The sequence below is a fragment of the Methanobrevibacter sp. genome, assembly GCF_045577275.1.
Classification (GTDB): Archaea; Methanobacteriota; Methanobacteria; order Methanobacteriales; family Methanobacteriaceae; genus Methanobrevibacter.
This window is the reverse complement of the sequence record NZ_JAZNIB010000319.1, coordinates 1-12782: the sequence shown is the minus strand read 5'-3', so window position 1 is coordinate 12782 and position 12782 is coordinate 1. Positions and strand designations below refer to the sequence as shown.

The 12782-nt window shown below is 32.9% G+C and carries 10 protein-coding genes; 7 read left to right on the top strand and 3 right to left on the bottom strand.

The genetic code is table 11. The features are described 5' to 3' along the window. Nucleotides 1-404: 404 nt before the first annotated feature. The 7 genes from feoB (at nucleotide 405) to ACKI67_RS09155 (ending at nucleotide 7667) form a co-directional block, all read left to right on the top strand. Nucleotides 405-2420 carry a ferrous iron transport protein B gene (gene feoB / locus ACKI67_RS09185; protein ID WP_407463232.1) on the top strand — a complete coding sequence of 672 codons (2016 nt, stop codon included), beginning with the start codon at nucleotides 405-407 and terminating at the stop codon, nucleotides 2418-2420. 28 nt (nucleotides 2421-2448) lie between these two features. Further along, nucleotides 2449-2661 carry a hypothetical protein gene (locus tag ACKI67_RS09180; RefSeq protein WP_407463231.1) on the top strand — a complete coding sequence of 71 codons (213 nt, stop codon included), beginning with the start codon at nucleotides 2449-2451 and terminating at the stop codon, nucleotides 2659-2661. Between the two features lie 88 nt (nucleotides 2662-2749). Further along, the gene (locus ACKI67_RS09175) at nucleotides 2750-3385 is read left to right on the top strand and encodes a metal-dependent transcriptional regulator (protein ID WP_407463230.1); all 636 of its coding nucleotides are present in this window, start codon (nucleotides 2750-2752) and stop codon (nucleotides 3383-3385) included. A gap of 41 nt (nucleotides 3386-3426) precedes the next feature. Further along, complete coding sequence (locus ACKI67_RS09170; RefSeq protein WP_407463229.1) at nucleotides 3427-4122, top strand: HisA/HisF family protein; 696 nt, start codon at nucleotides 3427-3429, stop codon at nucleotides 4120-4122. 79 nt (nucleotides 4123-4201) lie between these two features. Continuing rightward, on the top strand, nucleotides 4202-4381 hold the full coding sequence (locus ACKI67_RS09165; protein WP_407463228.1) for a hypothetical protein: 180 nt from the start codon (nucleotides 4202-4204) through the stop codon (nucleotides 4379-4381). Between the two features lie 184 nt (nucleotides 4382-4565). Beyond that, a complete protein-coding gene (locus ACKI67_RS09160) occupies nucleotides 4566-4949 on the top strand; it encodes an ArsR/SmtB family transcription factor (RefSeq protein WP_407463227.1) in 384 nt (127 codons plus the stop codon). 63 nt (nucleotides 4950-5012) lie between these two features. Next, nucleotides 5013-7667, top strand: a complete 2655-nt coding sequence (locus tag ACKI67_RS09155; RefSeq protein WP_407463226.1) for a heavy metal translocating P-type ATPase — start codon at nucleotides 5013-5015, stop codon at nucleotides 7665-7667. Between the two features lie 111 nt (nucleotides 7668-7778). On the opposite strand, the gene ACKI67_RS09150 is transcribed toward ACKI67_RS09155, so the two are convergent. The 3 genes from ACKI67_RS09150 to ACKI67_RS09140 all read right to left on the bottom strand — a co-directional run bounded on the left by ACKI67_RS09150 (nucleotide 7779) and on the right by ACKI67_RS09140 (nucleotide 12765). Further along, nucleotides 7779-7928: a hypothetical protein gene (locus ACKI67_RS09150; protein WP_407463225.1), complete on the bottom strand. Its 150-nt coding sequence runs from the start codon at nucleotides 7926-7928 to the stop codon at nucleotides 7779-7781. A gap of 98 nt (nucleotides 7929-8026) precedes the next feature. Beyond that, entirely contained in the window at nucleotides 8027-8350 is a 324-nt protein-coding gene (locus tag ACKI67_RS09145) for a maltose acetyltransferase domain-containing protein (protein ID WP_407463224.1), read from the bottom strand. A gap of 314 nt (nucleotides 8351-8664) precedes the next feature. Continuing rightward, a complete protein-coding gene (locus tag ACKI67_RS09140) occupies nucleotides 8665-12765 on the bottom strand; it encodes an SAP domain-containing protein (protein WP_407463223.1) in 4101 nt (1366 codons plus the stop codon). Nucleotides 12766-12782: the final 17 nt, after the last annotated feature.

The following is a 12782-nucleotide window of genomic DNA, read 5'->3' as shown; positions in this document are numbered from 1 at the left end:
AGTAAACTTTATATACTATAAAGTATAAAATATCTTTAAGGGTTCATTCTCTTTATTTTTAATCTTAGCTAGTATTTTTAAACACAATATGAATAAGAAAAGAGATGAATTCTCTTTTCTTTTCTCCCCATTTTATTTTTTTACTATTTTTCCACTTTTATTTAGCTATTTTTTCATTTTTATTTAGTCATTTATCTTAAGTATTATTTTTATAGAAATATTTATATAATTCGTAATACAATAATAATTTAGGTATGCCTAATTACTTAAATAAATGAAATACAATCTTATTTTTTATAGATATACATTTATATATAGGTAAAGGGTAAAATAGTTTTAATTAATGATTATTTTTAAAAAATAATCCTTTAAAATAAGGTTTTTAAAATTTTTGGAAAGATAAAATGGCTAATGATATAGACTCTAAGAATGACTCTAATGCTCAAAACGATAATCCCTATTATAAAAATGTTTTATTGATTGGAAGTCCTAATGTAGGAAAAAGCTTAACATTTAATAAATTAACAGGTATGACAGCTATGGTTTCCAATTATCCTGGAACCACTGTAGATATCGATGAGGGTAATTTTACATATGAAGAGAAGACTGTTCATTTGACAGACCCTCCAGGGCTTTATGATTTAAACACAATCACCGAAGAGGAAAGGGTAGCAAAATTATTGGTATTGGATGAAAGATTTGACTTGATGGTTCATGTTGTGGATGCTAAGAACATAGAAAAATCCATAGACCTTACTTTGCAGTTGATCGATGCAGGAAAAGAAGTGATTTTAGTTTTAAACATGATGGATGAACTTGAGGCTATGGGTGCATCTGTAGATGCAAAAGGATTGTCCTCTGAACTTGGTATTCCTGTTGTTTTAACTGCTGCAGCAGAAAATAGAGGATTGGAAGAGTTAAAGTATACCATCATAAATTATGATTCAATTGAAAATGAAATTTTAAAGGAATCCAAAACATTATTGGATGTCGATTATGGAAGATCCATTGAAATAGCCATTTCTGAAATCAAAAATAAGATAACTGAAAATTATGCGGTTTCCAAAAGATATTTGGCAGTTTCATTGCTTGAAGGAGACGAGGACAGCGAAAATCTGATGAAGGAAAAGGAAGATTATTCCAGCTTGTCTCAAATTATTCAAAAGCAAAGAGATAAATTTGATGATCCTGTCAAGTATTTAACAAAGCTTAGACTTGCTGATTATGCTAAATACATCAAATCAACTTACACAACAATAGATAGTGTAAATGTTCAAGACAAGGATAGTTTAGGTGAAAAGATAAGCAGAATAATGATTCATCCAATCTATGGATTAATCATCCTTGCTTGTGTATTGTATTTTGGTCTTTATTTGATTGTAGGGGTTCTAGGAGCAGGAATCCTTGTAGACTTTTTGGAAAATACAATTTTCGGCCAATACATAAACCCTGCAGTGACCTCTGTGGTAGTTCAATATATTCCATGGGTGCCGATTCAAAACCTCTTTGTAGGTGAATATGGTATAGTAACTTTAGGTTTGACCTATGGATTTGGTATTATTCTACCTATTGTATCCCTTTTCTTCATTGTATTTTCAATACTTGAAGACAGTGGATACCTCCCAAGGCTTGCTTTGCTTGTTGATAATGGATTTAAGAGGATAGGATTAAGTGGAAGAAGCGTTATTCCATTTGTTCTTGCAGTGGGATGTGGAAGTATGGCTGCAATGGTTACAAGGACATTGGAAACAAGAAGGGAACGTAATATTGCCACAATGCTTATGGCTTTGACCATTCCTTGTTCTGCACAACTTGGGGTTATCATGGCCCTTTTATCCCAGCATCCAAAGTCCATTTGGATTTGGCTTGCAGTGATTGTGCTCAACTTTGTTGTTCTCGGATATCTTGCTAAAAGGTTTGTTCCAGGTGCACAGCCAAGTTTCTTTATGGAATTGCCTCCTTTAAGATGGCCTAAGTTATCACATATCGCTAAAAAGACTTGGACACGTCTAGTGATGTATATTAAGGAATTGATTCCAATCTTCATTTTAATCAGTGTAATCATTTGGGCACTTGACTTATGCGGCATTTTCCAATGGATCATTGCTTGCATAAGCCCTATAGTCAATGCAATTGGTCTTCCAACATCAACAAGTTCATCCTTTGTGCTTGGATTCTTCAGAAGGGACTTTGGTGCAGCAGGACTTATGGCAATCCAAACTCAATTGACTGGAGTTCAATTGCTCGTTGCATCTATAACTTTAACATTGTTCTTGCCATGTGTGGCTCAATTGATGATTATGATTAAGGAAAGAGGAGCAAAATTAGCTGGTTTAATTGCTCTTATGAGCATAGTTCTTGCATTTACTATGGGATTCATTGTTAACTTGTTATTGGCCACTTTTAATGTGGTCTTATAGATAGATAAATAATAGATAGAGGCTTGCTATGGTTGAAGAGGATATTAAAAATCAAATTGTCAAATGTGAATTTTGCGGATTCACATTTCAAAAATGTGATGGAATCAGCTGCGATTCATGCCCTATCAATTGCAAGACAGTCAAATGTCCTAATTGCGGCTATGAAATCCTGCCAGAATCCAAATCATATAAATTTATGGAAGATAGTGTAAAGAAGATTAAAAATAGGATTTTTAAATGAATAATTAATAAACATCTGGTAAACATCATTATTTTATTAATTAATAATTATTTATTTTTTATTTATTTCAAGGATTGGAGTGTTAAAAATGGAAAAAAGTGAAATTGAACATTATTTGCGAGACATTTGGGTTAGAGAGTTTGAAAAGGAAGAAAAAATGGTTGTGGATGAATTCAATTCTGAGGATATTGAATTATTGGCTAAAAAGGAATACATCACAACAGATGATGGCTTTGTCAAATTAACTGAAACCGGAGAACGCTTGGGAAGATCTTTGGTTAGAAAGCATAGGATTGCTGAAAAGGTTGTAGCTGACTTATTTTTAGCAGATATGAATGAAATGGAAGAATTGGCAGACCAAATTGAGCATGTTATGAGTGAAGAGGTGGAAGAAAATATATGCAGAATATTGGGAAATCCAGAAAACTGCCCTCATAACAATCCTATTCCTAAAGGAAACTCCAGTGATGGTACAAATAATGGTTTGAATAATGAATTTTCAGTTCCTTTGGTATCATGTCACAGCGGTGAGTCCGGTGAAGTTTCATACATTAAAACTGAAGACGCTCGTAAATTAAGAAAAATCATGAATTTAGGACTTATTCCAGGTTCTAGAATTTGCTTGATTCAAAAATTCCCAAATTATGTATTCCAATTGGGAAACACTCAACTGGCTGTAGATAAGGAATTGGCTAACGAAATATTTATTAAATTAGATGAATAAGTTATTATTATATTGAAATCAATCTTAATTTGGTGAAAATAATGTTAGAAATTATTCCTGTTTTAGATTTAATGAACTCTGTTGCCGTATCTGGTAAAAGTGGCAATAGAGACACTTACACTCCCCTTCAAACAATTTACGCATCTTCATCTGATCCAGTGGAAATAGCGAATTCATTAAAGAGAGCCAATGCAAATGAAATGTATATAGCTGACTTGGATTTGATTGAAAGAAATGGAAATCATAACATCTACAAAATAAAGGAAGTCAATACTATATTGCCTGTCATTGTAGATGTAGGCGTGGATAATTTGGAAACCTTTGAATTCATGTTGGATTTTGCCTATAAAATCATTGTAGCTACTGAAACACTCGAATCAATTGAAGAACTTGAAAAGATCTTTGAAAAGTATCCTAAGGAAAGAATCATTGTTAGTGTGGATGTCAAAGACAACGAACTATATACAAAGCATATGGATTTGGATTTGGAAGGATTCAAGGAAGTCTTAAGAAAAATAGATCCAAATGAAATCATTTTGCTTGACATTTCATCAGTGGGAACAGAAGCAGGATTCAATAAGGATTTGTTGGATAAATTTGATGAATTTAAGGATAAGATTATCTTAGGTGGTGGAATCACTAAGGATGAAATCCCATTAATCGAGGGTTTGGGAATTAAAAAAGCCTTAGTAGGTACCGCTTTGCATAAAGGTGAAATAAGCATTAACAGTTTCTAAGTTTTTGCTTAAATTTAAATATAAAGTAAAATAAACTATTATTAGTTAAAATATAAATTAAAATTATATTAGTGATAAAATGGCAAATGGATTTATTATTATATTTTCACATATTTTACCTTTAATAATTGGATTTTTCAGTATTCTATTAATCATCAATGGAATAATGGATGAAGAGAAGCATATTTCTATTATAGGAATTGTTCTGTTTCTACTTGCATCTATAGGTCCATTTTTAATCTTACCTTTATTTGTATAAGGTAATTCTTTTCATTTTTTTACTCTTTTTACTCTTTTTAATCTTTTTTATTTTGTTATTTATCTTTTTTTATTACTTTTTCTCAAAATTTCATATATTTTGTAATAACATATCATAATATCATGATATGAAAACATTTAAATATATTAACTTACTTAGTATATTTATAGAAAAGGTGTTCTAAATGCAAAGTCAAAATTCACAAAATAATAAAAAAAATCAAGATGATGTATGTGAAGTATATCATCCTCATGAAGATTCAATTGAAAGAGTTAAAAAGTATATTTTGGCTGAAGATGAATATTCTGAGCTTTCAGAATTCTTTAAGATATTTGGAAATCCAACAAGGCTAAAAATAATTTCATTATTGACCTATGAGGATTTATGTGTATGTGATATCTGTGAAGCATTAGGTTTAAATCAAAATGCTGTTTCCAATCAATTGAGAATATTGCGTGCACACAATATCGTCAAATATGAAAAAGAAGGAAAGCAGGCAAGATATTCATTAACTGACCTTCATGTAGAAATGATTTATAAGATGGGTTTGGAACACTTGAATGAATAATTTAAAAGTTTGGATATTCTTCAATCAAATTATTTAATTTTATTTACTTATTAAGGTGTCAATATGGTAGAAAATAGATGTTATGATCCTGATTGTAATGAAGAGGAATGTTTCAATCCTGAACATTACAATTATATATGTTTTGATCCTAACTGTAATGATGAAAAATGTACTAATGAAGAACATTATAATAAGCAGTTATTAAGGGATTATCAAAAAAGTACAGATTTAACTGTATTTGATCATAGAGAAGAAATAGATTATGATGAAGATGTTGATATAAACATTTGTGCTTGCCCAGATTGTGCAGATGACGATGATCATGACCATGATCACGACCATGACCATGACCACAGTCATGACCATCACCATCATGACCATGATCACGACCACGACCATGACCACGGACATGAGCATCACGACCATGACCATGAGCATGATCACGAGCATGACCATCATCATGAGCATGAGCATCATGACCATCATCATGAGCATGAGCATCATGACCATAATCATGAAGTTGAACATAAGGAAGATTCTTGTGGATGTGGTTGCGACGATGATGACTGCCACGATGAAGAAGAGCATTCTCATGAACATGAGCATCATGACCATGATCACGAGCATGAGCATTCCCATGAGGTGGAGCATAGTCATGACCATCACCATCATGAGCATGAGCATCATGATCATGGACACAGTCATGACCATCACCATCATGACGATGATGATATCTCATTATGTGCATGCCCTGATTGTGCAGATGATGATGACCATGGACACGGACATGACCATGGGCATGACCATGGACATGGAGAGCTTCTTGCAGAAGGTAAACCGCTTATCTACAATAGACCAATTCAAATAATGGTTTCAAGCGGTATACTATTTATAACAGGTCATATACTAGAATGGTTATCATTCAACATGACTATTGTAACAATCATTTACATGCTTGCCGCTCTAATTGCAGGTTATGAAATAGCTGTTCTTGCTTATAAGTCTCTTGTTAAACGTCATACTATAGGACCAGCACTTCTTGTAGTAATCGCTTGTATCGCTTCATTCATCATAGGTCATGGTGAAGAGGGTGCAGCTGTAGCTTTACTGTACTACATAGCTGAATTCCTGGAAGACTTGGCTGAATACAGAGCTAATCGTTCCATTAAGTCATTAGTTGAATTGGCTCCTGAAACTGCAAGAGTTAAAGTTGACGGTGGAGAGGAAGTCCGTAATGTAGATGAAGTAAAAATTGGTGAAATCGTTGTTATAAGACCTGGAGATAAAGTTCCTTTAGATGGAAACGTCATATCAGGTGTTTCTTCCATAAATCAAGCATCCATTACTGGTGAAAGCCTTCCTGTCACTAAGTCTGTGGGAGATGAGGTCTTCTCAGGTACTGTGAATGAAGATGGATATTTGGAAGTTGTAGTAACCAAAGAAGCTAAGGATTCTGTAATCTCCAAAATCGTAACTCTTGTTAAAAGGTCTCAATTAAACAGATCCACAACAGAAACATTGGTGGAACGTATTTCCAAGTATTACACTCCATTAATGATTGTCATTTCAGCATGTGTAGCATTCATACCTCCACTCTTCTTTGGTCAAAATTGGGTGGATTGGGTTTATAAGGCACTTTCAATCATGGTAATTTCATGCCCATGTGCATTCTTAATCTCCACTCCAATCGGTATGGTGTCCGCTATCACTTCTGCAACTAAAAAAGGAGTGCTTATCAAGGGAAGTACCTATGTTGAGGAAATGCGTAATGTCAAAGCTGTAATCTTTGATAAGACCGGTACCTTGACAGAAGGAAAACTTGAATTGAGCGACATCAATGTATTGAATGACAATTATACCGAAGAGGAAATTGTCAGAATTGCTGCTTCATTGGAAAACAATTCTTCTCACCCTATAGCAAATGCAATCGTTAATCACGCCACATCAAATGAAATAGAGTTTGAAGAGATTGAGGACTTTAAGAATGTTCCTGGAAAAGGTATTATAGCAAATGTTGAAGGAAAACAATACTATGCTGCAAACGAGTCTTTAATTGAAGGCAGTGAGTTCAACATTTCCCAAGAGGAAATCAATCAATTCTCTGCAGAAGGTAAAACAGTCATCTTCATTGGTGATGAGGAAGGAGTAATTGCAAGCCTAACCGTTGTTGACAAGATCCGTGAAAATGCTCCGGATGTAATCAAAGACCTTAAGGAACAAGGCGTAAAAACCATCATGCTTACCGGTGATAATAAGATCGCTGCAAATAAGGTGGCTAATGAGATAGGTCTTGATTATGTTTATTCCAATCTTTTGCCTGAAGACAAGCTAAACCTACTTGATACCATCAGAAACAAGTTTGGTGATGTGGCTATGGTTGGTGACGGAATCAACGATGCACCTGCATTGGCACGTGCAAACATTGGAATTGCAATGGGTGCGGCAGGTTCAGATGTTGCAATTGAAACCGCTGATGTGGCTCTAATGCAGGATGACATTAGCAAGTTGCCTTACCTATTCAGTTTAAGCCAAAAGACAATGAATATAATTAAACAAAACATTTCACTATCCATTTTCGTAAAGGCTCTCTTTGTAATCCTTGCAATATTAGGTTTAATTACTTTGATGATGTCTGTTGGTATAGGTGACTTGGGATTAACTTTAGTAGTTATATTAAATTCATTCAGAATTGCTAGAGTTAAAGATCCATTATTCTAGAAAAATCTTGGTTAAGTTCAAGACTTAACCTATTTCATTTTTTTATATTTTTTTATTTTTTTTTATTTTTAAAATAGTATGCTATTTTTTTTATTTTTTTTTTTCAGCTGATTAAATTTGTTCAACATCATTTTCCAATTTTTTAACAACTTTTGCAGGAACTCCAAGTGCAATGGAATTGTCAGGAATATCTTTGCTGACCACTGCTCCAGCGCCAATAACCACATTATTTCCAATGCTTACACCTGGAAGAATTGTCACGTTGGCACCTATCCATACGTCATTTCCAATTCTAATTTCAGATGCTTGCGCTAAGTGTTCACGTCTTTTTTTAGGGGATAATGGGTGGCCAACAGTTGTTATGTAGTATTTGGGCCAATCATTACATTATCTCCAATGTATACTTCTTTGATGTCAAGTATTGTCAAATTGAAGTTTCCAGTAAAATTGTTGCCAATGAAAATGTTTTTACCGTTATCAAAGCAGAATCGCTTAGCAATCCATACTTTTTCACCTACTGATCCTAAAATTTTGGATAGTACTTCATGCTGTTTGTCCAAATCATCTTCTGGAAGTGAATTATATAAGTTCGCATTTTCGAGGGCATTCAATTTCATCATTGTAATGTCATCATCGTCGTAACAATATTCCATTCCAGCTAGCATTTTTTCAATTTCTTTCATACTTAAACATATATGGATTTAAATTAAAAAGTTTTTTCTAAACTAATTAAAGTTTCACTTTTTTAATTTAAAATAGTTTAAAAAATTTATTTAAAAAAAGTAATTAATAATAGTGAAAATTTGATTTTAAATGATTTAAAAAATTTATTTAAAAAAAGTAATTAATAATAGTGAAAATTTGATTTTAAATGATTTAAAAGATTTATTTAAAAAAAGTAATTAATAATAGTGAAAATCATTCCACTATTATTTTATTTATAATTTTTTTTTTAATTTTTGAATTTATATCTGAATTCTAAAGTTTTTGCATGTCATTATTGTTTAAGTTCTGGAACGGTATTCTCCATGAACATGCCTAATAACTCTTTCAAGAATTCACTTAAATCAATACCATTCTCATTGAACATATCTAAAATGGCAGAAATATCCAATCCAGGTATATCAAGACTGGTTAACAATTCAGATATGTCAAGTTCATCTACATCAAAGCTGACTAGTAATCCAGACATGTCAAATTCTTCCCAGTCAAGATTGAACAAGTTCATTATAGCTGAAGCAATGGACTTGATGAATTCAGAATTAAATAGGATATCCATAATATCTGCCAAGCTGATTGCAGACAAGTCATAACCTGACAAGTCAATGCCTAAAGCAGATAAGTCCATTTCTGTTGAATCGATCAATCCAGATAAATCAAGCTCAATTGCACCTAAGCATGAATAATCGAAGTTTTCAAATATGCTAGCGAAATCAAGGTCTATATTATTGATCAATTCTTTTATGCCGGAAATATCCAATCCAGAGAAGTCAAGGCTGCTGAACAGACTGGTCATATCAAAGTTATCTGCATCAAAACTTGCTATTAAGCCGGAGAAATCGACTTCAGATAAGTCAATGCCGAACAATTTTAGCACAGCTATAATAGTGTTCATGTCTAAACCGAAATTAGATATGATGCCAATAAGTTCTGACAAGCTGATTGCAGACAAGTCATAATCTGATAGGTCAATGTCTAGCTCAGCTAAATCAATGCCTAATGATTCAATTATTCCAGATAAGTTAAGTACAATTGCATCTAAGCATGAATAATCGCAGTTTTCAAATACGCTGCCTATATTTTTGAGCATATCTAAAATGCCTGAAATGTCCAAGCCAGATAAGTCAAGACTGCCTAATAAAGCGGATATGTCAAAGTTTTCTTCGTCAAAACTGGCTATTAAGTTGGAGAAATCAAGTTCAGATAAGTCAATTCCGAACAATTTGAGTGCGGATATGATAGTGTTCATATCTAAATCAATATTAGCTAAGATGCCAATAAGTTCTGACAAGCTTACTGCAGATAGGTCAATAGGTGGCATGTCAATGTTTAATTCAGCTAAAGCAGTGAAATCAATGCCTAATGAAGCGATTAATCCAGTCAAATCAAGTACAATTGCATCTAAGCATGAATAATCACAGTTCTTAAATATCTTGCCTAAATCAAGGTCTAAATCATTGAACATGTCTGCTATAGCAGAAATATCCAATTCAGATAAGTCAAGACTGCTTAATAAACTAGTGATGTCAAAGTTTTCTTCGTCAAAGCTTGCAATTAAGCCGGAGAAATCAAGTTCAGACAAATCAAGTCCTGATTTTTTACAGTTTTTATTATATTCTTCAACTTCTTTTTTGGATAATCTGCCCTCATGCTTGTCTTCATCATAATATTTTATTACTAAGCCTTTATATTCCCATTTGCCGGTGTCTTCATTAAAGTTGACATCTGCTACATTGCAATCAACATGGTAATAGTTTGCAGTTGCATCAGTTATGCCTTCTCCAGTAGTGATTGGTTCATCACCACTTAAAAGCATGGAGACAATATCATTGAGGTCAATTTCAGAATTGCTTAAGATTCCCATAAGCTCTGTCGCTTTAATTGCAGATAGGTCATAATTTGATAGGTCAATGCCTAAAGCAGATAGGTCAATGCCTAATGATTCAATCAATCCAGTTAAATTAAGTGTAATTGCATCTAAGCATGAACAATCACAGTTTTCGAATACGCCTCTTAAATCAAGATCTGAATTATTGAGCTTCTCTAAAATGTCAGCAATATCCAAGCCAGATAAGTCAAGGCTGCCTAATAAGCTAGTTAAGTCAAAGTTTTCTTCGTCAAAGCTAGCTATTAATCCTGATAAATCAACTTCAGATAGGTCAATGCCGAATAATTTTAGAACAGTTGCAATGGTGTCAATGTCTAATTCAATATTGGATATGAATCCAATAAGTTCTGATAATTTGATTGAAGATAGGTTAATATCTGGCATGTCAATGTCTGAATCAGCTAAAGCAGTCAAATCAATGCCTAATGAAGCTATCAATCCAGTTAAATTAAGTGAAACTGAGTCTAAGATTGTCTTATCGCAGTTTTCAAATATTCTAGCTAAATCAATGTCTGAATTTTTGACTATGTTAAAAATGCCAGTAATGTCATCGACAGATATGTTAAGGCTGCCTAATAAGGTAGTTATGTCAAAGTTTTCTGCATCGAAGCTAGCAATCAAACTGGATAATTCAATTTCATCCAATTCAAGACCAAATATCTTCAACATGGCTGAAATGGTGGACATGTCTATATCGAAATTATTTAGGATTTCCACGAGTTCTGACACTTTAATTGCAGATAGGTCATAATCTGATAGGTCAATGCCTAAATCAGCTAAATCAATGCCTATTGAATCAAGTAATCCTGTTAGATTAAGTTTAATTCCATCTAAACAGGTTAAATCAATGTTTTTAAATATCTTGCCTAAATCAAGGTCTGAATCTTCGAGCATATCTAAAATACCTGCAATTTCCTCGCTAGATATGTTAAGGCTGCCTAATAAGCTTGATATGTCAAAGTTTTCTGCATCAAAACTAATTAAACCAGACAAGTCAAGTTTATCTGAGTCAAGGCTTAATAATTTTAATACGGATTTAATGGTATCCATGCTAAAGTCAGAGTTACTTAATGCACCGATAAGGTCTGGTAAGCTAATTGCAGATAAGTCGTAATCGGATAGGTCAATGCCGAAATCAGCTAAATCAACATCTATTAATTCAATTATGTCAGATATATTTAGCACAATTCCGTCTAAGCTTGAATAATCAAAGTTTTTAAATATGCTGCCTATACTGAAGCTTGACATTTCAACGTCTGAAGATCCTTTATGCAAACTGGACATATTCCTAGTGTATGTGTCCATATCAAATCCTGAACTTAAAAGGGCACCGATGCTTAATAAATCTATTTGAGTAAGATCTATAGGAGATATGTGGCCAGTTAGGTTAATAGGCAATTCGGAATCGTCAGCAGGTGCTTTAATGTTTATGGTATCAATATTTAGCATAGGGAACAAGTCATTGAAACTTATGCCCGTCACATCAAAAGTACTCATGCCAATGTTTATATCAAAAGTATATGAATTTAAAATAGGTTCGAGTGATAAGTTTATATCATCCATGTAAAGAATAACATCATCAAAGTTTGTGTAATGGAAATTTGCTATGGATACAGATAAGTCAAAGTCTGATAATTTCAAATCATGAAGTAAGAAATTAATATTTAAATCAGATAAGATAACTCTATAGTCTTTGTTTATGATGTTTAATCTAGGTAAATTTACTGATATAGCAAGTTTTTGCCCATCCATTCCTATTGCTATATTAAAATCAAGGTCATCAAAAATTATAGTTGCATTATAGAAATTAGGATATAAAAAGTTGCTCATTCCAATATTTAAACATAGGCCATTATCAGGGTAAGATTTTGAAAATAAGTTAAGGCCTCTTAAATTTACATAATCTCTTTCAGTTATTATATCCAAAGTGTCCATAAATGCTGAAAGCTCAAGACTTTGTGGATCTGCACTAGGCAAAATAGATAAATCAAGATTCTTGAATGTGAATACAGTGCTTTCGAAGTCTGAATATGAAACTTCAGGAATATTCATTTTCAAATCAATATTTGAAGAATCTGAAGAAACTGCTGACACTGTATAATCGGACATGATCAAACCATTTTGAGTGAAACCTTCAATATTTATTTTAGCATTATCTTCAATAATGGTTTCGTCTTTAATAGTCAAATCTTTATAATTTATTCCATAATTGGTTAGTGTAGAACTTAATTCTCCATCTTCAACTGGTATATCTACATCAGACACTTCTTCACTGGAGGTTTCATTTGAATCATCATTTAAGATTGGCAACACTCTTTCAACGAGCTCTTCTTTTTTGCCTGAAACTGTTAAACCGTTTTCTCTTAAAATTTCTCTTAGTTCTTTTACGGTGTATTTTTCAGATATCTCTTCAGCAGTTAATGCTTTATTGTTTGAGACAGCATCAACAGCTTCTTCACCGACTTTTTTAGTTTTTTTCTTTTTAGTCATAATATCCTTCCATATAT